Genomic DNA, 20,549 nt, shown 5'->3' with positions numbered 1-20,549 from the left:
AGCCGGCCCGCGTCAAGCCGCGAACCGGCAATAATCCTTGTTCAGAACGTCCCGGCCGGAACTGGGTGGGCCAGGCTCTAGGCGGCGAGCGCCCCGACCCCGCCATCATGGAGATGGCAGGCGGCGACATGGCCGGGCGCGATCTGCTTCAGCACCGGCCGCTCGGCCTTGCAGCGCGGCCCGGCCATCGGGCAGCGCGGATGGAAATGGCAGCCCGGGGGCGGGTGCAGGGGCGAGGGGATCTCGCCCTTCAGCGGCGCGAAACGCTTCTTGCGTGCCGTGATCGAGGGCACATTGGCGAGCAGCGCCTGGGCGTAAGGGTGCTGCGGCCCCTTGAACAGCTCGCTCGCCGGCGCCGCCTCGACGACCCGGCCCAGATACATGATCACCACCCGGTCCGAGAGATGCCGGACCACGCTGAGATCGTGGCTGATGAACAGATAGGTCAGGTTGAGCTCGTCGCGCAGCTTCATGAAGAGATTCAGGACCTGGGCCTGAATCGAGACATCGAGTGCGGCGACGCTCTCGTCGCAGACCAGGAATTGCGGGTTCACCGCCAGCGCCCGGGCGATGCCGATGCGGGCCCGTTGCCCGCCCGAGAACTGGTGCGGGTAGCGCCGGCGATAGCTCGGATCGAGCCCGACCCGTTCCAGCATCTCGACGACATAGGCGTCCTGCTGCGCCTTGCCGACGAGGCCGTGCACGACCGGGGCCTCGCCGACGATGTCGGTGACCCGCAGGCGTGGATTCAAAGAGGACATGGGGTCCTGGAAGATCATCTGGATCGCCAGCGTCGCGGCCCGGCGCTGCTGAGCGTCCATCTCGTTGGTGAACTGGCCGCGCCAGGACACCCGGCCGGCGCTCGGCGGGTGGATGCCGGCGACGACGCGTCCGAGCGTCGACTTGCCGCAGCCGGATTCGCCGACCAGCCCGACGACCTCGCCCTGGGTCACCGAGAGATCGACCCCGTCGACCGCATGCACCACCTGCTCGGTGTAACCGGCCCCCAGCAGGTTGGCGAATTTCGAGGCGGCGTCGAGCGGCTTGACGAAACGCTTGGAGACGCCGTCGAGGGTCAGGATCGGCGCGCTCATGCCGCGACTCCGGCGAGGTTCAGCGGGTGATGGCAGCGCACGCCGCGCTCACCCGGGAAGGCGGTGACGGCTGGTGCCTGGGCGAGGCAATCGGCCTGCGCATAATCGCAGCGCGGCGCGAAGGCGCAGCCCTGGGGCAGCTTGGCCAGCGACGGCGTCGAACCACGGATCTGGCGCAAGGGGGCGCCGGGCTCGCCCTCGGCCGGCAGCGAGCCGAGCAGGCCGCTGGTATAGGGATGGAGGGGCGCGTCGAGGACGGGATCGACCGCGCCGGTCTCGACGATGCGCCCGGCATACATCACCGCGATCCGGTCGGCGAGGCCGGCGACGACGCCGAGGTCATGGGTGATCCAGACCAGAGCCGTGCCGGTCTCGGCGCAGAGTGACTGCATCTCGGCCAGGATCTGGCTCTGGATGGTGACGTCGAGCGCGGTCGTCGGCTCGTCGCAGATGATCAGGGGCGGGCGGTGCAGCAGCGCGATCGCGATGGCGACGCGCTGGCGCATGCCGCCGGAGAACTGGTGCGGATAGGCGTTGAGCCGCTCCTCGGGCGAGGGGATGCCGACCTTGGCGAGGGCGTCGCGGGCGCGCTCCCGCGCCGCCTTGTGCGAGACCCTGTCATGGGCGGTGACGGCCTCGATCATCTGCGTGTCGACGCGCAGCACCGGGTTCAGCGTCATCATCGGGTCCTGGAAGATCATTGCGACCTCGCGGCCGCGGACCTTGCGGAAGCCCTCCTCGTCGAGTCCGACGAGCTCCTTGCCGTTGAGCCTGATCGAGCCCTCGACGATCTTCCCGGGCGGGTCGATCAATCCCATGATCGAGAACCCGGTGACCGACTTGCCCGAGCCGGATTCACCGACGAGGCCGAGCACCTCGCCGCGGTCGACATGGAAGTCGACGCCGTCGACCGACTTCACCGTGCCGGCACGGGTGAAGAAATGGGTCTTCAGGCCGGAAACTTCGAGAACAGGCGCCATCCTCACTTCTCCAGCCGCGGGTTGAGCACGTCGCGCAGCCGGTCGCCGACCAGGTTGATCGAGACGATGGTCAGGAGCAGCGCGATGCCGGGGAAGACCGAGATCCAGTACTTGCCGGAGAGCATGTACTGGAAGCCGTTGGCGATCAGCACGCCGAGCGAGGGCTCGGTCTGGGGCAGGCCGACGCCGAGGAAGGAGAGGGTGGCTTCCAGCGAGATCGCATGCGCCGTCTGCACGGTGACGATGACGATCACCGGGGCGAGGCAGTTCGGCAAAATGTGCCGGAACACGGTGCGGGCGTGGGAAAGGCCGAGCGACTGGGCCGCCTCGACATATTCCTTGCGCCGCTCGACCAGCGCCGATCCGCGCACGGTGCGGGCGTAATAGGCCCATTGCACCATCACCAGCGCGATGATGATCTTGTCGACGCCCTTGCCGAGCCCGGCGACCAGGATCAGCGCGACCAGGACCGAAGGCAGCGAGAGCTGCAGGTCGACGATGCGCATGATGATGTTCTCGGTGCGCCCGCCGGCATAGGCGGCGATCAGGCCGATCGCCATGCCGACGCCGGCGGCGAGGATGCCCGAGAAGGCGCCGACCATCAGCGAGATGCGAAGGCCGTAGAGGATGCCTGAGAGCAGGTCACGCCCGACGCCGTCGGAACCGAGCCACATGGTGAAGCCCTCGCCGGCGACGTCGCCGGGCGGCAGGCGCGAATCCATCACGTCGACGCTGGCGAGGTCGTAAGGATTCTGCGGCGCGATCAGGGGCGCAGCCAGCGCCAGCAGGACGATGAGGGCGAAGAGGCAGAGACCGAAGGTCGCGAGCCTGTCCTCGAAGAAGGAACGGGCGAAGCGCCGGAACGGCGTCTCCTCCTTCGCTTCGACCGGCGGGGCGGCAGCGGCGGTGGGCAAGGTCGCCTCGCTCATGATGTGGCCTCCGTCAGGCGCACGCGTGGATCGAGCGCGGAATAGATCAGGTCGACCAGGAGGTTGATCGTGACGAACAGCACCACGACGACCATCACATAGGCGACGATCACCGGCCGATCGAGGCGGGTGATCGCCTCGAGCAGCAGGCGGCCCATGCCCGGCCAGGCGAAGATCGTCTCGGTCACCACCGAGAAGGCGACCAGCGAGCCGAATTCGAGCCCGAGCACGGTGACGATTGGGATCATGATGTTCTTGAGGATGTGGACGCCGATGATCCGGCTCTGCGACAGGCCCTTGGCCCGCGCGAATTTGACATAGTCCATCAGCGCCGCCTCGCGGGCGCCGGCCCGGGCGAGACGGATCACCAGCGAGATCTTGAGCAGAGCGAGGTTGAGCGCCGGCAGGGCGACATGCTGCCAGCCCTTGAGCGAGAGCAGCGAGGTATCGATGCCGAGGATCGAGACGGTCGGCCCGCGCCCCGTCGCCGGCAGCCAGCCGAGGCTGACGGCGAAGGTCAGGATCAGCATCAGACCGACCCAGAAGGTCGGCAGCGAGAAGCCGAGGATCGAGATCGCCATGATCAGCCGCGAGATCCGGCTCTCGGGCTTCAGCCCGGCATAGAGGCCGAGCGGCAGGCCGATCACGATCGCCATGAAGAGGGCGACGAAGGCGAGCTCCAGCGTCGCCGGCATACGGTGCAGGATCAGCTTAATCGCCGATTCGCCATGCACGAAGGAGCGGCCGAGATCGCCCTGGACGGCGTTCTTCAGGAAGATCAGGAATTGTTCCCAGATCGGCCGGTCGAGACCGAGCGCCCGCGCCGTCTCGGCGATCTGCTGCTGGTCCATCTCCGGCGAGATCAGCATGTAGATGGGATCGCCGACGACGTTGACGCCGAAGAAGACGATCACGAGCATCGCCGCGATGACGAAGAGCGCTTGCGCCAGGCGGCGCAGGACGAATGCGAGCATGGTCCGGGACCTTCCGGAGCGGGATGCGAAACGCCAGCCGACCGGTGTGCCGGCCGGATGGCGCTCTCGCAGTCCAACAAGAAAAGAGTTTCGCGCCGTCCGGACCGGGCTTCAAGCGGGTCCGGACGGGTGTCGATAGTCCGGCTTATTCTTTCCGGATGCCGGTGGCGAGGGTGTACTCGTCCGTCCGGGCCTGGACCTTGACACCCTTGCGCGAAGCCCAGGTGTTCAGCTGGTAATGGGTCGGGATCAGGCCGACATCGTTCATGCCGATCTCCATCGCCTCGGCCAGAGCCTGGTCGCGCTTGGCGTCGTCGACCGTGCGCAGCGCCTCTTCCAGCTTGGCGTCGAAGGCCTTGTTGGAGTAGCGGCCGCGATTGGTCGCGCCCATGCCCTTCGGCGGGTCGAAGGTCGCGAGCAGCGCCTTGAGCGAGTCGGAGGATTCGCCCGTGCCCGCGCCCCAGCCGACGAGGATGAAGGAGAACTCCGGCACATTGCCCTGGCCGCCCTGCGAGGCGCGGGTGAAGAAGTTGGCCGAAGGCAGCGTCTCGACCTCGGTCTCGATGCCGAGGCGCGAGAACATCTGCGCCACCGCCTCGATGATCTTGGTGTCGTTGAGATAGCGGTTGGTCGGCCCGTGCAGCTTCATCTTGAAGCCGTTCGGATAGCCGGCCTCGGCGAGCAGCTTCTTGGCGCCGTTGAGGTCGAAGGCGACGGGCTTCAGCTTCTTGGAGGTGCCGAAGAAACCGTCGGGCAGGAGCTGGCCGGCGGGAATCGCCTCCTTCTCCATGATACGGTCGACGATCGCCGGACGGTTGATCGCCATCGACAGGGCCTGGCGGACCTTGAGGTTCTGCAGCGGGTTCTTGATCTCGGAGCCGTCCTTGCCCTTGATGAAGGGCGAGACCTCGCGGAAGTGATCCATGTGGAAATAGATCACCCGGTTCGAGACCGTGCTGGCGACGCTGAGCTTGGCATCGCCCTTGAGGCGGGCGACGTCGGAGGTCGGCACGTTGTCGATCACGTCGACATCGCCGGCCAGCAGCGCCGCGACGCGCGTCGGCGCCGAGGTGATCATCTTGAAGGTGACCTTCGACCAGGGCTCCTTGCCGCCCCAGTAGTCCTCGTTCGGCGTCAGCACGACGCGGTCGCCAGCGACATATTCGGCCTGCTTGTAGGCGCCGGTGCCACCGGCGGCGCATTTGCCGAGATTGAACTCCTCGGTGGTCGTGTCCTTGCACTTGGCCGAGATGATGCCGAAGGTCGAAAGATCGGTCGGCACCAGCGGCGCCGGCGTCGCGGTTTTCACGCGAATGGTGAAATCGTCGACCTTGCTGAATTCCTTGCCGCGTACATAGGCGGAGAAGCTCGACGGGCTTTTCGGCACGTTCGGCGCGCGCTGCATGGTGGCGATCACATCGTCCGCCGTGAACGGCGAGCCGTCATGGAACTTGACGTTCTTGCGGAGCTTGAACTCCCAGGTCGTGTCGTCGATCGCCTTCCAGCTCTCGGCGAGCAGCGGGGTCAGCGTCTGCTTTTCGTCCTGCCCGACCAGCGGCTGATAGATGTGCCGCGCCAGCATGTTGTTGGGCGAGACGTTGTGATAATGCGGATCCATCGCACTGAGCTCGGCCGAGATGCCGACGCGCAGTTCCTGGGCCGATGCCCCTCCAGCGATAGCCATGACGGGCGCCGCGAGAAGCGCGGCCTTCAGGCCTTTCAGCCCGATCCTGCTGATCTTTTCCATTATGCCCTCCCGATGGCCTGAGCCGCCATCTTGAACAACTGAACTATGGCTGGCGAGTCACCGGTTCTCCGGAGCTTCCCCTTTTTTCGCCTTGGCACGGAGCCTAGAGGCGTTTTCTATGCTTGTAAATTATAGATGGCAGTCGACTGTATAACGTCTGCGCATATTCGAATGCGGCATGCGGATTCATGCAGGGGCGAGGGCGGTTGCGATGGAGAAGCCGGTGGCCGGCAAAGGGGGAGCGCGGCAAGCGCCCAGTCTGCGCGAGCTCGAGATCCTGCAGGCGATGATCGCGACCCGGAAGACCGTGGCTGCCGCGCAGATGCTCGGCATTTCGCAGCCGGCGGTGTCGCGGGCGCTGGCGGCATTGGAAGCGCATGTCGGACGGCCGCTCTTCATGCGCGAGGGCGGTCGCCTCGTGCCGACCGGCGACGCCTTCGCGCTCGAGGCGGAGGCGCAGCCGATCTTCGACGCGCTCGAGCGCCTGGCCGGCTGGCCTTCGCAGACCGCGCCGGCGAGCGTGCTGCGCATCGCCGCCGCGGCGACGCTGGCGCAGTTTGTGCTGCCGCCGGCGCTGGCGCGCTTCCGGATTCAGGAGCCGGACGTCGTGGCCAATGTCGAGATCGGCACCAGCTCCTCCGTCATCGCTCAGGTCGCCGATCGCGCTGCCGATATCGGTCTGGTCGATGTTCCCGTGCCGCATATCGGCGTTCGCAGCGAGGTTTTCCGCGAGGCGGTGGCGCATGTGGTGATGCCGGAGGATCATCCGCTTGCGGCGCGCGCGTTGCTCGCGCCGCGCGACCTTGCCGACGAGCCGCTCATCGCGGCGGCGCGGCGCTTCCCGGTCCGCTTCGAGGCCGACAGAGCCTTCGCCGCTGCGGGCATCGCGCCCCGGCTGGTCGCCGAAGGGGCGACCGCGACCTTCATGGCGGAGCTGGTGCGGCAGCGCGTCGGCCTCGCGCTGCTCAACCCGTTTCCGCTGACGCTCGGCGGCATGCAGGGGCTGGCGGCCCGGCGCTTTGCACCGCGGATCGCCTATCGCACCTCGCTGCTGTTCCCCGCGACCGGCCCGGTCGCGCCGGCGGCGCGGCGCTTCGCCGATCTCCTGCGTGCCTGGCAGCCCGAGGACGGGCTGACGACGCCGATCCGCTGAGGCCCGGGAGGTTCAGAACGCCTTGAAGGTGATGATGGTGTGGGTGTCGGCGATCTCGGGGATCGACTGCACCTTCTCGGCGACGAAATGGCCGATATCGACATCGGCGGCGACATGGAACTTGGCCAGGATGTCGTAATTGCCGGCGGTCGAATAGATCTCCGAGGCGATCTCGCGGTCGGCGAGTTCGCTGGCGACCTCGTAGGTCTTGCCGAGCCTGCACTTGATCTCGACGAAGAAGGTCTGCATCGCGCGCTCCGGAACCCTGTGCCCTGAATCGCTTCTGGATAGAGGCTTGCGCCGGAAGATCAAGCGCCGGCGAGCGCGGCGATACGCCGGCACATGGCGCTGTCCGGATCGGGGAGGGTCGCCAGCACGGTGAAGTGATTGGCGCCCTCGATCTCCTCATAGCGCGTCCGGACGCCGCCGAGACCCCAGACATCGGTGATGCGCCGGCTCTGCTTCAGATATTCCTCGCTCTCCGCCCCGCCGACCACGGCGTCCATGACCAGCCCGGCGGGCGCCGGCCAGAACAGCGGGCTTTCCAGCTCGGCCGCTTCCATCGTCAGGCCCAGTGCCTTGTTGAGGCTGGTCTCCGTCAGGGGCTTCAGATTGTAGAGCCCGGAAATCCCATAGGCGGCAGGGACCAGATGCTCCGGCAGCTCGGGGTCGACATTCTTCCAGTCGGTCGCGAGCAGGCAGGCCGAAAGCTGGCCGCCCGCGGAATGCCCGGCCGCCACCACGGGCAGGCCGAAGCGCCGCCAGAGCGCCGCCGCCGCCTGCTGCATTTCCCAGACGATATGGCCGATCTCGACCTGCGGGCAGAGGTCGTAGCCGGCGACGGCGACCGGCACGCCGAGCCGGTTCAGGCCGCGCGCCATATGCGAGAAATAGCTGGGATCGAGTGCCTGCCAGTAGCCGCCATGGATGAACAGCACGATCGCCCGGCTGTTGACCGTCTCCGGCTTGAACAGGTCGTAATATTGCCGCGGGCTCTCGCCATAGCCGACGCCGAGCTCCGAGACGGCCTCGCTGCGATAGGTGGCGGCATCGGCCGCCCAGCCGGCGATCAGCGCGGGATGCTCCGGCACGCGGGCGCGGTTGTTGTATTGCGTCTCGTAGTCCTGGGACATGGCGTTCCGGCTGATGGGAGATCCCTGCCTCGGCAGGCGTCCGCCACTCTGCGTCATGGTCTTTGACAGGTCGAGCGACAAACGCGACAAATCCGCCGCAGTTCCGCCGGAGGCTCTTATGGACAATCCCGTTCTCGCCGAAGTCACGCGTGGCGGCGTCGTCGAATCGCGCCATCGCGGCGCGGCGATCGTCACGGACGCCGACGGGGCCGTGGTGCTGGCGCTCGGCGATGTCGAGCGCCCGGTTTTCCCGCGCTCGGCGGTCAAGGCACTGCAGGCGCTGCCGCTGCTGGAGAGCGGTGCGGCCGAGCGCTACGGCCTGACGCCGGCCGAGATCGCCCTCGCCGTTGCCTCGCATTCCGGCGAGGAGGCGCATGCGCAGACGGCGCTCGGCATGCTGCGCAAGGCGGGCCGGGAGGCCGGCTGCCTCGAATGCGGCGCGCATTGGCCGATGGGCGAGGCCGCTGCGCGCGCCCTCGCCAAGGCGGGCAGGGAGCCGACCGCGCTCAACAACAACTGCTCGGGCAAGCATGCGGGCTTCGTCTGCCTCTCCTGCGGTCTCGACGAGGACCCTGCCGGCTATGTGAAGCCCGGCCATGCCGTGCAGAGGGCGGTGAGGGAGGCGTTGGAGGAGACGACCGGCGCCGCCCACACAAGCGAACTTTCCGGCACCGATGGCTGCTCGATCCCGACCTATGCCGTGCCGCTGAAGGCGCTGGCGCTCGGCTTCGCCCGCTTCGGCACCGGCCACGGCTTCGGCCCGAAGCGCGCCGAGGCGGCGCGGCGCATCCGCGAGGCGGTGGCGGCCAATCCCTTCATGGTCGCTGGCACCGGCCGCTTCGATACCCGCTTCATGGAGAAGTTCGGGGTGCGCGCCTTCATCAAGACCGGCGCCGAGGGTGTCTATTGCGGCGCGCTGCCGGAGCTGGGCTACGGCATCGCGCTGAAATGCGATGATGGCGCCGGCCGGGCCGCGGAGGTCGCGATGGCGGCGCTGATCGAGCGCCTGCTGCCGCTGGACGAGGACGGCAAGGCCGCCTTCGCCGGTTTCCGCGAAAGCGTGCTGAAGAACTGGAACGGCATCGAGGTCGGCAGGATCCGGGCGGCGGCAGGCCTCGCCTGAGGCGCTTGACGGCTGCTGATAGCTGCGCGCAGGCTCGGCTGGCCCTGCCGGGTCCGCTCCATGCCGCAAGATCTCGACAAAGCCGACCGTTCCACCGCCGCCAATGGCGCGGGCCTGCTCGGCCGTGATTTGCTCGCCGGTCTGACGCTGGCGGCGATCACCATTCCCGAGCAGATGGCGACGGCACAGCTCGGAGGCTTCGCGCCGCAACTCGGCTTCTTCGCCTTCGTCGCGGCGACGCTGGGGTTCGCCGCCTTCGGCGCCAGTCGCGTCCTGACGGCCGGCGCCGATTCGACCATCACGCCGATCTTCGTCAGCGGCCTCGCGGCGCTCGCCGCGAGCGGCGCCATTCCACCGGGCGCCGCCGCGCTCCTGGCATTGCTCGTCGGTATCGCCCTGCTGACCGCTGGCGGACTCCGGCTCGGCTGGATCGCCGACCTGCTTTCGGTGCCGGTTCTGACCGGCTTCCTCGCCGGCATCGCGGTCCACATCGCGGTCTCGCAGTTGCCGGGGCTGCTCGGCATTCCCGGCGGCGGACACCACATCGCCGGGCAGCTCCAGGCGATCTGGAGCCGGATTGGCGATGCCAGCCCGTTCGCCCTTGCCATCGGCCTGTTCACCCTGGCGACGATGAATCTGTGCGAGCGCCTGGCGCCGCGCCTGCCCGGCGCGCTGATCGCGCTGGCGGCCGCGACCGCCGCCGTCGCGCTGTTCGGACTGGCGGCACGCGGCGTCGCGGTTCTCGGCGTCCTGCCTTCGGGCTGGCCGGCGCTGGCCTGGCCGCACTTCGATTGGGCCGATTTGCGTGGTCTGGTGCCGCTCGCTCTTTTGCTCGCGCTGGTCGTGATGATGCAGACGGCGACGGTGAGCCGCTCCTTTCCCGACGGCGAAGGCGCCGAACCGCGGATCGACCGCGATTTCGTCGGCCTCGGCGCGGGCAATCTCCTGTCCGGACTCGCCGGCGCCTTTCCGGTCAATGCCAGCCCGCCGCGGACGGCCGTGGTCGTCGAAAGCGGCGGCGTTTCGCAGCGCGCCGCGCTGCTGGCCGCCGCCATCGTGCTCGCGCTGGCGGTTGCCGGCGGCGCGCTGCTGGCGCAGGTGCCGGTCGCGGCCCTCGCCGGAGTGCTGCTCTTCATCGCCCAGCGCATCTTCCGTCTCCGGCAGATCCGCGCCATCGCCCGCCAATCGCCGGCGGAATTCGCGCTCATCCTGCTCACGGCCATTGCGATAATCTGGCTGCCGATCGAGACCGGCGTCGCCATCGGCATCGCGCTTTCGCTGCTGCACGGCGTCTGGATGACCACCCGGAGCCGGCCGCTGGAGCTCGGGCGGCTGCCCGGGACGACGATCTGGTGGCCGCCCGGTGACGGCTATGTGACGCAGAATGAGGAAGGCGTGCTGGTCGCGGCCTTCCAGGCGCCGTTGCTCTTCGCCAATGCCGAGAGCTTCAGGCACGGCATGATGGCGTTGATCGCGCAGCGACGGCCGGCGCTCTTGGTGCTCGAGGCCGGCGGGATCGCGGCGGTCGACTATACCGCGGCACAGGCGCTGCTCTCCCTGATACGGGACTGCCGGGAAGGCGGCACCGCCGTCGCCATTGCGCGCGTCGAGTCGGTGCGCGCGCTCGAGGCGCTTCGCCGCTTCGGCGTCATCGCCGAAATCGGCGAAGACCACCTGTTCCACAGCGTCGAGGAGGCGCTTCGGACCCTCGACCAGCACAGCGGCGGGAGGAGCTGATGAAGTTCGAGATCGAGCCGCAACTGATCGCGACGGCGATCACGGATCTGCGCCCGACCCAGATCACCGTCGGCATGCGTGAGGTCGAGGCCAAGCGCCTGCGCTGGCGCGAGGAGAGCGTGGGCAGGGACGCGCTGTATCTGGGCGGGCACGCGGTTCCCGTCGTCCTGGGTCCGAAGAGGCGGCCCTATCTGGTCGACCACCATCACCTGGTGCTCGCCCTGCATCTCGAAGGTGAGCACCGTGTCCTGACGACGCAGCTCGCTGATCTGAGCCGGCTCGACAGGCAGGCCTTCTGGACCTTCCTCGACAATCGCGGCTGGATGCACCCCTTCGATGCCGACGGGCGGCGACGCGGCTACGGCCATATTCCGCGCAGCATTTCCGATCTGGTCGACGATCCCTATCGCTCGCTCGCCGGGGCGCTGCGGCTCGCCGGCGGCTATGCCAAGACCGAGATGCCGTTCGCTGAATTTCTCTGGGCCGATCACCTGCGCCGGCGGATCAAGCGCACGACCGTGGAGGGCGCATTCGGGAAGGCGTTGAAGCGGGCGCTGGTCGAAGCCAGGAAGAGCGATGCCGAGCACCTGCCCGGCTGGTGCGGGCCGCAGGCTTAGCCGTCGCTTCAGCCCACCGCGTTGTTCTCGACCCTGACGCCGGCGGCGCGCTTGTCCTGCGCCTTCGTCAGGTCGCCGGTGACGGCCTTGCCATATTCGGTGCCGACGACCGCGCCGAGCGTCGCCTCGCTGATCACGTTGTTGGCGATCAGGGCGTTGCGCTCCTTCGGCACCAGCGAGACCGAGATGCCGATGCCGGTCTTGCGCACCATGTTGCCGGTGGCGACGAGATTGCGCATCCCCCAGGACCAGCCGAGCGAGATGCCGACCTCGCTGGCGTTCTCGATGACGTTGCCGGTGACGCTGGCCTCGGCCTCGACATGCACGCCCATGCCGCCGATCAGCTCCTTGCCCTTCGGCGCCAGGCCCTTCTGGGCATTGCGGACGATGTTGTTGGCGAAGACGGACAGGCGCCCGCCATGGTCGAGATTGGTGATGTTGGCGCCCTGGGCGCAGTCCTCGACGAGGTTGCCCGCGATGATCGCGCCCTCGAAGGCGAATTCCGAATAGAGCCCGACCTCGCCGCAGCGCCTGCCCTGATTGCCGAGCATCTGCACGCCGGAACCGGAATTGTTGCGGATGAAGGTCAGCGCGCAATCGCGCAGCGTATTGCCTTCGATGATCACGCCGCCGGCCCGGAACAGGCTGATGCCGTTGCCGTTCGGGCCGTCGCCGCCGGCATCGTTGCGGATGCGGTTGACCCGGTTGCCGCGGATGAGGCTCTGCTCGTCGCCGGCCTGGCTGCGCCAGAGCTGGATGCCGTTATTGCCGCAGTCCTCGACCGTGTTCGCCTCGATCGAAAGCCCGCGCGAATCCAGGGAGAACAGGGCGGAATCGCGCATGCTGCGGAAGCGGTTGCGCTCGATGCGTCCGCCCGTCCGGTTCAGCGTCAGGCCGACCGAGCCGGCATTGGCGAACTCGCAATCGGCGAGGCCGAGATCGGGCACTTCGTCCACCGCCATCAGCCCGTTGCGCTGGCCGATGCGGATGTCGAGCCCGTCGAGGAGGATGCCGGAAACGGCCGCCCGCTTGATCCGGCGCGCGACCAGCAGCGGGGCGGCCTGCGCCGCGATGAGTTGGGTGGCGCCGGGCACGCCGACCAGCCGCGCCCCTTCCGGCAGTACGACATTGGCGATGCGGTAGCGGCCGGGCGCGACGAGCAGCGGCGCATCGCGCTTGACCGCTTCGACGAGGGCATTCTGCAGGATGCGAGACTGATCGTCGGTCGAGCCTGGGCGCAGCCCGTATTGCGAGGCCTCGATGCCGAGCGCGCCGAGCGGCGTGGCGGAGGCGGCGCGCGGCGCCGGTTGCGCCAAAGCGGGAGCGGCCGAGCCAGCGACTGTGCCAAACAGGGCCGCCTGCAGCAGATTTCGGCGCGAAACCGTCATGAGACCCTCCATCGGCGCGGAGGGGTTCAAGCTGCGTGCCGCGTCAGCGGCTGCGCTGCCCGGCGTTCCGCTTGCCGGTGCCGGCGAGCGCGCGGCCGAGCTCCGCCAGCGCCGCGGCGAGCTGCGCAGGCCCCGGCCGGAACCGGGCGATCCGGTTCGCCGGTCTCGTCCCGGCACTCGGCCGCAGCCAGGGGACATGGATGAAGATCACCGGCACGCCGGCATCGCGGCCGCTGAGGGCGGCGGCGTAACAGGCGTCGCAGAGATAGCGCCCTGCGGTCGGCGAGATCCTGGTCCTGATACCGGCCCGGCGCAGTGTTTCGAGTGCGGCGCCTGTGCTGGCTGAGCTGCGCAGCGGCAGGCCCCGCGCAGGGGCGGGCGCTGCCATCGGCGTCGCGCCGCGGGCGTCGGCGTGCAGCCGGCTCGAGCGCCCGCGCGCGAACAGCTCGACCCGGACGAAGCGGGCGCGGGCGGCGAGGCCGAGCATCAGCACCGCGCGCGGACGGGTCTCGTCGAGATGCCGGCGCAGTGCCGGAAGGCCGCCCGAATAGCTGGTTTCCAGAACCAACGCTCTTGCGTCCATGCCGGCCCGGGCCAGCCGGTCCGCGACAGCCCGGGCGAGTGCCGCGGTCGGGTTAACCCGGACATGGGGAAAGGGGCCGAAGCCGGTGACGAGCAGGTCCATGCCCGTCGCCGCGGTCACAGGCCGAGCGCCCGGGCGATTTCGGCGGCAGCCAGCGTCGGTGGCATCTCGCCGCTCGCCACTGCGGCCTCGAGCTTCGGCGTGCGCGCCTTCAGCGCCGGATCGTGCCGCAGCCTGGCCTGGAGCCGGTCCTGGACCATCGCCCACATCCATTTCACGTCCTGCTGGCGCCGCTTCTCGGCGATCAGGCCCTTGGCCTCGAAGCGGTCGCGGTGCTCCTCGATCTTCGCCCAGAGCTTCTCGAGCCCGTCTCCGGTCAGCCCGGAGATGGTCACGACCGGCGTCGACCAGAGCGCCGAGGCCGGTGCGAGGATGTGCAGCGCCGCCTTGTACTGGGCCGCTGCAGCCCGCGCCGCGGTGGCCCCGTCGCCGTCGGCCTTGTTGACCGCGATCATATCGGCGAGCTCGATGATGCCCTTCTTGATGCCCTGCAATTCGTCGCCGGCATTGGGCAGCATCAGCACCAGGAAGAAGTCGGTGAGATCGGCGACCGCAGTCTCCGACTGGCCGACGCCGACGGTCTCGACCAGGATCACATCGAAGCCGGCGGCCTCGCAGAGCAGCATGGTCTCGCGCGTCTTCGCGGCGACGCCGCCGAGCGTTCCGGACGAGGGCGAGGGCCGGATATAGGCGTTGGGGTCGACCGCGAGCCGGGCCATCCGCGTCTTGTCGCCGAGAATCGAGCCGCCGGTGCGGGTCGAGGACGGATCGACCGCCAGCACGGCGACCTTGTGGCCGAGCCCGGTCAGATAGGAGCCGAGCGCGTCGATCGTCGTCGACTTGCCGACGCCCGGCACGCCGGTGATGCCGACGCGGATCGCCTTGCCGGCATGCGGCAAGAGCCTTTGCAGCAGGGCTTGCGCCAATTCGCGATGGTCGGCCCGGCGACTTTCGGCCAGCGTGATGGCTCGCGCCAGCGCTGCCCGATCACCCGCCAGAATCGCATTGCCGAGCGCGTTCAGGTCGATCATGCCCTGCTGGTAGCAAGTGGATGGCGGCGGAGGAAGAGCGCGATTGTAAGGGGCCTGTGTCCTGGCGGCACTTGATCCGCGGGCACCGCGGTGGGACGAATCGCCGGTTGTTGGAGCGCCGCCTGTTGTCCCGGTTTCGATTGATCGTGCTGGCCTTGCTGGCCCCTCTTGCGCTCGGCGCCTGCGGGGGCACGCCGCGTACCCTGGTCCTGGCCGACACGGCGCAGGGCGACACCGTCGCCAGCTTCCCGATCTTCGTCGCGACGACGCGCGCGCCGGCCGAGGAGCCGAGCTATTTTACCGGCGAGCGGGCCGCGACGCTGTCCTTCGCCCGGCTCGACATGACGGTGCCGCGGGCCCACAAGACCGGCGAGCTCGAGTTGCCGGCCGTCGGTGCGAAGGCCGATCCCTCGCTGCATTTCGCCGTCAGCAAGGTCACGTCGCTGGAACGCGCCCCGATCACCGCGCAGGTCCGCGCCGAACTCGCCAGACGCAAGCCGGTCGACCGTGACGTGCTCGTCTTCGTCCATGGCTACAACACCAATTTCGCCGACGCCTCCTATCGCTTCGCCCAGATCGTCCATGATGCCGGCTTCAAGGGCGTGGCCGTGCTGTTCACCTGGCCTTCGCGCGGGCAATTGCTGCAATATCCCTATGATCGCGAGAGCGCCTTCTATTCGCGGGATTTCCTCGAGGCGGCCCTGCGGGGCATCTCGCGCGAGCTCGGGGCGAGCCGGATCGACATCCTCGCTCATTCCATGGGCACGCTGGTGACGCTGGAGGCCTTGCGGCAGGCGGCTATCCGCGGTGACGGCAATTTCGGCGGCAAGCTGCGCAACGTCATGCTCGCGGCGCCCGATATCGATCTCGACGTGTTCAAGACGCAGCTCAGGGAGATCAAGCGCGAGATCACCGTGTTCGTCTCCGCCGATGACCGCGCGCTCGCCTTCTCGCGACGCTTCGCCGGCGACAAGACGCGGCTCGGCGCCATCTCCGCCAAGGATACCGAGATCGTCGCTGATCTCGCCCGCAACGGCGCCCATATCATCGATCTCTCCGACATCTCGACGAGCGACCAGCTCAACCACGGCAAATTCGCCTCCTCGCCCAAGGTGGTGCAATTGATCGGCCGCCGCCTCCAGGCCGACCGGGGCATAGCGATCGCCGGTCCCGGCTTCGGCGACAGGCTCGGCGACATCGCCGGCGGCGTGGTCGGCACCTTCGGCTCGACCGTCGAATTGGTGGTGACGGCGCCGGCAGCGATCGCCGGCCGCTGAGCGGTCGTCGCTGCGCCGCATTCTGGCCGCGTTGATTTGGCTTAAGGCCTTCGCGGCCGGATGGCGCGCGCTCCCCAGTTCCCGGATTCCTGCCATGTCAGCCTCGCGGCCTGCCGTGTCCCGTCGTTCCTTCCTTCTCGTTCCGCTGCTCGGGCCGGCGCTCGCCGCCTGCGTCCCGAGCGAGGCGATGGTCTCGCCGTTCACCGGCCCGGCCGATGCATCGACCTTCGGCAAGGAGCCGCAACTGCTCGTCGCCACGACCCGCAAGCCGACGGGCGACCGGCCGCCCTATTTCGGTTCGGATCGCGGCAGCGGGCTGACCTTCGCCGAGGCGCGCCTGGCGGCGCCGGGCCGTGGCGTCGCGGCGCAGGTGAGTTCCGTCGTCAGCGGCGACTGGGCGGTGCTCGGCGTCCAGCGTCGCAATTCGGGCGACGCGGCGCGGGTCTTCGCCGAGGCCGCCAATGGCCGCGACGTGCTGCTTTATGTCCATGGCTACAACGAAACCTTTGAATCGGCGGCTCGCAGCGCCGGCCAGCTCTCGCATGCGCTCGCCTTCGATGGCCGGACCGCGCTCTTCACCTGGCCCTCCGGCGGCGGGCTGCTCGCCTATGGCTATGACCGCGAGAGCGCGCTCTGGTCGCGCGACGGCTTCGTCCAGACGCTGAAGGCGCTGGTCGCCAACCCGATCGCCGGTCGTGTCCACATCGTCGCCCATTCGATGGGGACCTTCCTGGCTCTGGAAGGCCTGCGCGAACTGCGCGACCTGCCGGGCTTCAACGACAGGATCGGCTCCGTCGTCTTCGCTTCACCCGATGTCGACATCGATGCCTTCGAGCAGACGGTGTCGAAGCTCGGCCCGATCGCCAGGCGCATGACCGTAATCATCGACCCCGGCGACCGGGCGCTGGCCGTCTCCTCGCGCATCGCCGGCGGCGTCGCCCGGGCTGGCGCTGCCGATCGCGAGCGTCTCGAAGGGCTCGGGGTGCGCGTCGCCGATACGGCCGGGCGCGGCTGGAGCATGCTGCGCCATGACCTCTTCCTCTCGGACAGCGAGGTCACGCAGGTGGTCAGGCGCGCGATCGACCGCGCCGGCGGCTGAGGCTCACAGCGGCGGCAGCCCGACCCGCTTCTTGATCGTCGCCAGCGCGAAGTTCGACTCGACCGACTGGATGCATTTCAGTCGCGTGACCTTGAGCTTCAGGAAGCGCTCATAGCCCTCGATGCCGTCGGTCAGCACGCGCAGCAGATAATCCTGCGATCCCGTCATCAGATAGCATTCGGCGACTTCCGGCCAGGTTTCGACGGCTTTTTCGAATTCGGCGATGTGCTCCTGGGTCTGCTGGCTGAGGCGCACCGAGACGAAGACGCTGAAGGGCAGGCCATAGGCCTTGGGGTCGACGATCGCCGAATAGCCCTTGATCACGCCGCTCTCTTCCAGCCGTTTCAGCCGGCGCAGGCAGGGCGTCGGCGACAGCCCGACCTTCTGCGAGAGATCGTGATTGGTGATGCGGCCATCCTCCTGCAGCAGGGCGAGCATGCGGCGGTCGGTGCTGTCGAGCATGATCTGCTCCATCTCCAGAAAGATTGAGCGGAATCTTGCTCAAGCGATCCTTAGAATGTCGATGATCATTCATGCAATGGCGCCCGGATCGTCATAGGCTGGGGCCACGAAAGCGGTGCGGTGCACCGGCAACGGAGGCGGATCATGAGCCAGGACGACTATCACAAGGACCGGATCGCCAATCGCAAGCTTCACCCCGAAACCCTGATGATGGGCTTCGGCTATTCGCCGGCGATGTCCGAGGGCTCGCTCAAGCCGCCGGTCTTCCTGACCTCGACCTTCGTTTTCGAGAACGCTCAGCAGGGCAAGGATTTCTTCGACCTGACCGCCGGCCGCCGCCAGCTCAAGCCGGGCGAGAAGTCGGGCCTGGTCTATTCGCGCTTCAACCATCCGAACATGGAGATCCTGGAGGACCGTCTGGCGATCTGGGACGAGGCCGAGAAATGCGCGGTCTTCGCCAGCGGCATGGCGGCGATCGCTACCACCTGCTTCGCCTTCCTGCGGCCGGGCGATACCATCCTCCACAGCCGCCCGCTCTATGGCGGCACCGAGACCCTGCTGAAGAACCAGATGGGCGCTTTCGGCGTCACGCCTTTCGGCTTCACCGACGGCATCGACGTTGCCCAGATGCGCAAGGTCGCGCAGAACGCCGCCGCCAAGGGCCGGGTCGCGATGATCCTGGTCGAGACGCCGGCCAATCCGACCAATGGCCTCGTCGATCTCTCGGCCTGCAAGGCGATCGCCGACGAGCTGGAGAAGAGCCAGGGCCATCGCCCGCCGGTCGTGGTCGACAACACCATGCTCGGGCCGATCTTCCAGAAGCCGCTGAAGCACGGCGCCGATCTCTCCCTGCTCTCGCTGACGAAATATGTCGGCGGCCACAGTGATCTCGTTGGCGGTTCGATCAGCGGCTCGGAAGCCCTGGTGCGGCAGGTCAAGGCCTGGCGCGGCTCGCTCGGCACGCAGCTCGATCCGAACTCGTGCTGGATGCTGATGCGCTCGCTGGAGACGCTCGACATCCGCATGCAGCGGGCCAATGAGAACGGCCGCAAGGTCGCGGATTACCTGCTGAACCACCCGAAGATCGCCAAGGTGCATTATCTCGGCAATCTCAGGGAGGGCGATCCGCGCAAGGCGGTTTTCGACCGGCAGTGCAGCCAGCCCGGCTCGACCTTCGCCTTCGATGTGAAGGGCGGCGAGAAGGAGGCCTTCGCGGTCCTCGACAATCTCCAGATCATGAAGCTCGCGGTCAGCCTAGGCGGTACGGAGACGCTGGTCTCGCACCCCGCCGCGATGACCCATTCCGGCGTCGCTCGCGAACTGCGCGAGGAGATCGGCCTGACCGATGCGCTGATCCGGATCTCGGTCGGCATCGAGAACATCGAGGACCTGATCTCCGATCTGGCGCAGGCGCTGGAAGCTGCGTGAGGCAGGGTGGGCGCCGCGCTGTCGTCGCGGCGCTGGCCGCGACCTTGTCCGGTGGCCCGGCGTTGGCCGAGCCGCAGCAGGAGAGCGTGGCGCAGACCATCTGCCGCCTGATCGAGGGGGCGGCGAAGCAGCATGAGCTGCCGGTCGCCTTCTTCACCCGGCTGATCTGGCGGGAGAGCAGCTTCCGCCCTCATGTCACCAGTCCGGCCGGGGCGCAGGGCATCGCCCAGTTCATGCCGGGCACTGCGAACGAACGCGGCCTCGCCGATCCTTTCGACCCTGAGGCGGCGATCCCGCATTCGGCCGCCTTCCTGGCGGCGCTGAAGGGGCAGTTCGGCAATCTCGGCCTCGCTGCCGCCGCCTATAATGGCGGCCCCAACCGGCTCGCCCGCTGGGTCGCGCGCGGCGGTTCGCTGCCCTATGAGACGCAAGCCTATGTCCGCTTCATCACCGGACGCTCGGTCGAGGAATGGCGCCTCGGTCCCGGCGAATCACCCCCGCCGGCGACGACGCAGGAAACCGACTGCCTGACCGCCGTCGCCTCGATCCGGACGACCGCCCCGGCCGTGCTGATCGAGGGCGCCTATGGCCCGTTCGGTGTCCAGCTTGCCGGAAATCCTTCGAAGGCCCGCGCCATCGCCTCCTATCAGCGCGTCGCCGCCCGCTTCGCCGCATTGCTCGCCGGCAAGCCCACCATGGTTCTGGGCTCGGCGGTGCCGGGCCGGGGCAGGGGGCGCTACTACCGGGTCCGGCTGCCGGCGCAGAGCCTGCGCGAGGCTACCGTGACCTGCAACCGCCTGCGGCAGGCCGGCGGGGCCTGCCTCGTGCTGAGGAATTGAGCGAGCCGGCTCAAAGCCCTCGTCCTGAGGAGCGGACGAAGTCCGTGTCTCGGAGGATGTTCCAGATGCACCCGAAGATTTTTGGACCATCCTTCGAGACGCCGCTCCGCGGCTCCTCAGGATGAGGGTTCGGACAGGCAGGGGAATTCAAATTCCCACGCGCCCCCAGCCGGGCAGCTTCAGCGCCGGCTGGCGGAGATCGAGGCCGGCGACGAGACCGAGCAGGTTGATCTCGATGCCCTCGACCCAGCCGAGCGAAAAGCCCGCGAGCCCGTAGAGCGAGGCCTGCACCCCGGTGCGGCTCGGCGTCAGGCCGGCATAGAGCCCGCTTTCGCGCCAGTCCTTGCCGATCGCGGTCGGCGGCAGGGCACGGCCGAGCTCCGGGACCTCAGCCAGCACATGCTGGACGAAGCTGTTCGAGTTCGGTCCCGGCCAGGCGGCGTAGGTGCCGTATTCGCTGTAGCCATAGCTCTTCACGGCCGCGCGGATGCGCGGGATCAGGGCCGCCGCCGCATCGCCCTTCACCTCGGCGACGAGTTCCGGTGCATTGCCGAACCAGCGTCCGTCGGCCTCGCGATGGTTGACGCGCACCGGATTGCCCCAGCCGACCACGTCGAAGCGGGTATAGGCCTTGGCGCCGGCCTCCTTCACCACCACCCAGGAATGATGCGCGAAGACGCCACGCCAGCGGCCGACCCGTGCCGCGAAGACGTGGATGGTCGCCTCGGATTCGGTCGCGGCGGCAGGCAGCAGGGAAGCGCTCGACCAGTCGGCCCTGCGCCAGTCGGCGGCCAGGGGCTGCCAGGACCACCAGGCCGCATGAGTGGCGAGCGGCAGCAGGAAGAGCACGCAAAAGAGGAGGAGCAAGCGTCGTGTCATGTGGCAGTAGGAAATA

General features: G+C 68.3%; 20 protein-coding genes. 8 read left to right on the top strand and 12 right to left on the bottom strand.

What is annotated here, in order from left to right; translation table 11 throughout:
• Positions 1 to 77: 77 nt before the first annotated feature.
• The 5 genes from AC3RCC_RS20530 to AC3RCC_RS20510 form a co-directional block, all read right to left on the bottom strand.
• The gene (locus tag AC3RCC_RS20530) at positions 78 to 1,094 is read right to left on the bottom strand and encodes an ABC transporter ATP-binding protein (RefSeq protein WP_492256428.1); all 1,017 of its coding nucleotides are present in this window, start codon (positions 1,092 to 1,094) and stop codon (positions 78 to 80) included.
• Positions 1,091 to 2,074 (bottom strand): ABC transporter ATP-binding protein, encoded by a 984-nt coding sequence (locus tag AC3RCC_RS20525; RefSeq protein ID WP_492256427.1) that lies wholly within the window; start codon positions 2,072 to 2,074, stop codon positions 1,091 to 1,093. The genes AC3RCC_RS20530 and AC3RCC_RS20525 overlap by 4 nt, the downstream gene beginning before the upstream one ends.
• Positions 2,075 to 2,076: 2 nt before the next feature.
• Complete coding sequence (locus AC3RCC_RS20520) at positions 2,077 to 3,003, bottom strand: ABC transporter permease (protein WP_291634196.1); 927 nt, start codon at positions 3,001 to 3,003, stop codon at positions 2,077 to 2,079.
• A complete protein-coding gene (locus AC3RCC_RS20515) occupies positions 3,000 to 3,977 on the bottom strand; it encodes an ABC transporter permease (protein ID WP_291634198.1) in 978 nt (325 codons plus the stop codon). Before AC3RCC_RS20515 ends, AC3RCC_RS20520 begins: the two co-directional genes overlap by 4 nt.
• Positions 3,978 to 4,122: 145 nt before the next feature.
• The gene (locus tag AC3RCC_RS20510) at positions 4,123 to 5,724 is read right to left on the bottom strand and encodes an ABC transporter substrate-binding protein (protein ID WP_291634200.1); all 1,602 of its coding nucleotides are present in this window, start codon (positions 5,722 to 5,724) and stop codon (positions 4,123 to 4,125) included.
• A gap of 211 nt (positions 5,725 to 5,935) precedes the next feature.
• Between AC3RCC_RS20510 and AC3RCC_RS20505 the strand changes: the two genes are divergently transcribed.
• A complete protein-coding gene (locus tag AC3RCC_RS20505) occupies positions 5,936 to 6,877 on the top strand; it encodes a LysR family transcriptional regulator (RefSeq protein ID WP_492256426.1) in 942 nt (313 codons plus the stop codon).
• 12 nt (positions 6,878 to 6,889) lie between these two features.
• On the opposite strand, the gene AC3RCC_RS20500 is transcribed toward AC3RCC_RS20505, so the two are convergent.
• On the bottom strand, positions 6,890 to 7,126 hold the full coding sequence (locus AC3RCC_RS20500; protein WP_291641903.1) for an Lrp/AsnC ligand binding domain-containing protein: 237 nt from the start codon (positions 7,124 to 7,126) through the stop codon (positions 6,890 to 6,892).
• Between the two features lie 59 nt (positions 7,127 to 7,185).
• Positions 7,186 to 8,010: an alpha/beta hydrolase gene (locus tag AC3RCC_RS20495; RefSeq protein WP_492256425.1), complete on the bottom strand. Its 825-nt coding sequence runs from the start codon at positions 8,008 to 8,010 to the stop codon at positions 7,186 to 7,188.
• A gap of 118 nt (positions 8,011 to 8,128) precedes the next feature.
• On the opposite strand from AC3RCC_RS20495, the gene AC3RCC_RS20490 reads away from it, so the two are divergent.
• From AC3RCC_RS20490 to AC3RCC_RS20480, 3 genes are read left to right on the top strand one after another with little or no spacing between them, the layout of a single operon-like run.
• Entirely contained in the window at positions 8,129 to 9,133 is a 1,005-nt protein-coding gene (locus tag AC3RCC_RS20490) for an asparaginase (protein ID WP_492256424.1), read from the top strand.
• Between the two features lie 60 nt (positions 9,134 to 9,193).
• Entirely contained in the window at positions 9,194 to 10,870 is a 1,677-nt protein-coding gene (locus tag AC3RCC_RS20485) for a SulP family inorganic anion transporter (RefSeq protein ID WP_492256423.1), read from the top strand.
• Positions 10,870 to 11,487: a ParB-like protein gene (locus AC3RCC_RS20480; protein WP_492256422.1), complete on the top strand. Its 618-nt coding sequence runs from the start codon at positions 10,870 to 10,872 to the stop codon at positions 11,485 to 11,487. The genes AC3RCC_RS20485 and AC3RCC_RS20480 overlap by 1 nt, the downstream gene beginning before the upstream one ends.
• 8 nt (positions 11,488 to 11,495) lie before the next feature.
• Here AC3RCC_RS20480 and AC3RCC_RS20475 read toward each other — a convergent pair whose 3' ends face one another.
• From AC3RCC_RS20475 to meaB, 3 genes are read right to left on the bottom strand one after another with little or no spacing between them, the layout of a single operon-like run.
• Entirely contained in the window at positions 11,496 to 12,875 is a 1,380-nt protein-coding gene (locus tag AC3RCC_RS20475) for a TIGR03808 family TAT-translocated repetitive protein (RefSeq protein WP_492256421.1), read from the bottom strand.
• Between the two features lie 43 nt (positions 12,876 to 12,918).
• Entirely contained in the window at positions 12,919 to 13,560 is a 642-nt protein-coding gene (locus AC3RCC_RS20470) for a pyroglutamyl-peptidase I (RefSeq protein ID WP_492256420.1), read from the bottom strand.
• 14 nt (positions 13,561 to 13,574) lie between these two features.
• On the bottom strand, positions 13,575 to 14,549 hold the full coding sequence (gene meaB / locus AC3RCC_RS20465; RefSeq protein ID WP_492256419.1) for a methylmalonyl Co-A mutase-associated GTPase MeaB: 975 nt from the start codon (positions 14,547 to 14,549) through the stop codon (positions 13,575 to 13,577).
• A 125-nt stretch (positions 14,550 to 14,674) separates the two neighbouring features.
• Here meaB and AC3RCC_RS20460 point away from each other — a divergent pair, with 125 nt between their 5' ends.
• On the top strand, positions 14,675 to 15,826 hold the full coding sequence (locus tag AC3RCC_RS20460; RefSeq protein ID WP_291649532.1) for an alpha/beta hydrolase: 1,152 nt from the start codon (positions 14,675 to 14,677) through the stop codon (positions 15,824 to 15,826).
• A gap of 94 nt (positions 15,827 to 15,920) precedes the next feature.
• Complete coding sequence (locus AC3RCC_RS20455; RefSeq protein WP_492256418.1) at positions 15,921 to 16,925, top strand: alpha/beta hydrolase; 1,005 nt, start codon at positions 15,921 to 15,923, stop codon at positions 16,923 to 16,925.
• Positions 16,926 to 16,928: 3 nt separating this feature from the next.
• Here the strand turns inward: AC3RCC_RS20455 and AC3RCC_RS20450 are convergent, their stop codons facing one another.
• Positions 16,929 to 17,399: an Lrp/AsnC family transcriptional regulator gene (locus AC3RCC_RS20450; protein ID WP_291641924.1), complete on the bottom strand. Its 471-nt coding sequence runs from the start codon at positions 17,397 to 17,399 to the stop codon at positions 16,929 to 16,931.
• Positions 17,400 to 17,531: 132 nt separating this feature from the next.
• On the opposite strand from AC3RCC_RS20450, the gene AC3RCC_RS20445 reads away from it, so the two are divergent.
• Both AC3RCC_RS20445 and AC3RCC_RS20440 read left to right on the top strand, forming a co-directional pair.
• Positions 17,532 to 18,815: a cystathionine gamma-synthase family protein gene (locus AC3RCC_RS20445; RefSeq protein ID WP_492256417.1), complete on the top strand. Its 1,284-nt coding sequence runs from the start codon at positions 17,532 to 17,534 to the stop codon at positions 18,813 to 18,815.
• The gene (locus AC3RCC_RS20440) at positions 18,812 to 19,654 is read left to right on the top strand and encodes a lytic transglycosylase domain-containing protein (protein WP_492256416.1); all 843 of its coding nucleotides are present in this window, start codon (positions 18,812 to 18,814) and stop codon (positions 19,652 to 19,654) included. The genes AC3RCC_RS20445 and AC3RCC_RS20440 overlap by 4 nt, the downstream gene beginning before the upstream one ends.
• A 147-nt stretch (positions 19,655 to 19,801) precedes the next feature.
• Here AC3RCC_RS20440 and AC3RCC_RS20435 read toward each other — a convergent pair whose 3' ends face one another.
• On the bottom strand, positions 19,802 to 20,521 hold the full coding sequence (locus tag AC3RCC_RS20435; protein ID WP_492256415.1) for a DUF3750 domain-containing protein: 720 nt from the start codon (positions 20,519 to 20,521) through the stop codon (positions 19,802 to 19,804).
• Positions 20,522 to 20,549 lie beyond the last annotated feature (28 nt).

The organism is Allobosea sp. GW823-FHT01F03 (genome assembly GCF_058798075.1).
Note: the sequence above shows the minus strand (reverse complement) of the source record. Positions and strands in the feature narration are given on the sequence as shown.

What these genes read in the sequence shown, in the direction of transcription:
- AC3RCC_RS20445 (WP_492256417.1), top strand. Translation starts at nt 17,532, where the DNA reads ATGAGCCAGGACGACTATCACAAGGACCGGATCGCCAATCGCAAGCTT.
- AC3RCC_RS20500 (WP_291641903.1), bottom strand. Translation starts at nt 7,126, where the DNA reads ATGCAGACCTTCTTCGTCGAGATCAAGTGCAGGCTCGGCAAGACCTAC.
- AC3RCC_RS20525 (WP_492256427.1), bottom strand. Translation starts at nt 2,074, where the DNA reads ATGGCGCCTGTTCTCGAAGTTTCCGGCCTGAAGACCCATTTCTTCACC.
- AC3RCC_RS20520 (WP_291634196.1), bottom strand. Translation starts at nt 3,003, where the DNA reads ATGAGCGAGGCGACCTTGCCCACCGCCGCTGCCGCCCCGCCGGTCGAA.
- AC3RCC_RS20470 (WP_492256420.1), bottom strand. Translation starts at nt 13,560, where the DNA reads ATGGACCTGCTCGTCACCGGCTTCGGCCCCTTTCCCCATGTCCGGGTT.
- AC3RCC_RS20455 (WP_492256418.1), top strand. Translation starts at nt 15,921, where the DNA reads ATGTCAGCCTCGCGGCCTGCCGTGTCCCGTCGTTCCTTCCTTCTCGTT.
- meaB (WP_492256419.1), bottom strand. Translation starts at nt 14,549, where the DNA reads ATGATCGACCTGAACGCGCTCGGCAATGCGATTCTGGCGGGTGATCGG.
- AC3RCC_RS20475 (WP_492256421.1), bottom strand. Translation starts at nt 12,875, where the DNA reads ATGACGGTTTCGCGCCGAAATCTGCTGCAGGCGGCCCTGTTTGGCACA.
- AC3RCC_RS20515 (WP_291634198.1), bottom strand. Translation starts at nt 3,977, where the DNA reads ATGCTCGCATTCGTCCTGCGCCGCCTGGCGCAAGCGCTCTTCGTCATC.
- AC3RCC_RS20480 (WP_492256422.1), top strand. Translation starts at nt 10,870, where the DNA reads ATGAAGTTCGAGATCGAGCCGCAACTGATCGCGACGGCGATCACGGAT.
- AC3RCC_RS20505 (WP_492256426.1), top strand. Translation starts at nt 5,936, where the DNA reads ATGGAGAAGCCGGTGGCCGGCAAAGGGGGAGCGCGGCAAGCGCCCAGT.
- AC3RCC_RS20485 (WP_492256423.1), top strand. Translation starts at nt 9,194, where the DNA reads ATGCCGCAAGATCTCGACAAAGCCGACCGTTCCACCGCCGCCAATGGC.
- AC3RCC_RS20490 (WP_492256424.1), top strand. Translation starts at nt 8,129, where the DNA reads ATGGACAATCCCGTTCTCGCCGAAGTCACGCGTGGCGGCGTCGTCGAA.
- AC3RCC_RS20510 (WP_291634200.1), bottom strand. Translation starts at nt 5,724, where the DNA reads ATGGAAAAGATCAGCAGGATCGGGCTGAAAGGCCTGAAGGCCGCGCTT.
- AC3RCC_RS20530 (WP_492256428.1), bottom strand. Translation starts at nt 1,094, where the DNA reads ATGAGCGCGCCGATCCTGACCCTCGACGGCGTCTCCAAGCGTTTCGTC.
- AC3RCC_RS20450 (WP_291641924.1), bottom strand. Translation starts at nt 17,399, where the DNA reads ATGGAGCAGATCATGCTCGACAGCACCGACCGCCGCATGCTCGCCCTG.
- AC3RCC_RS20495 (WP_492256425.1), bottom strand. Translation starts at nt 8,010, where the DNA reads ATGTCCCAGGACTACGAGACGCAATACAACAACCGCGCCCGCGTGCCG.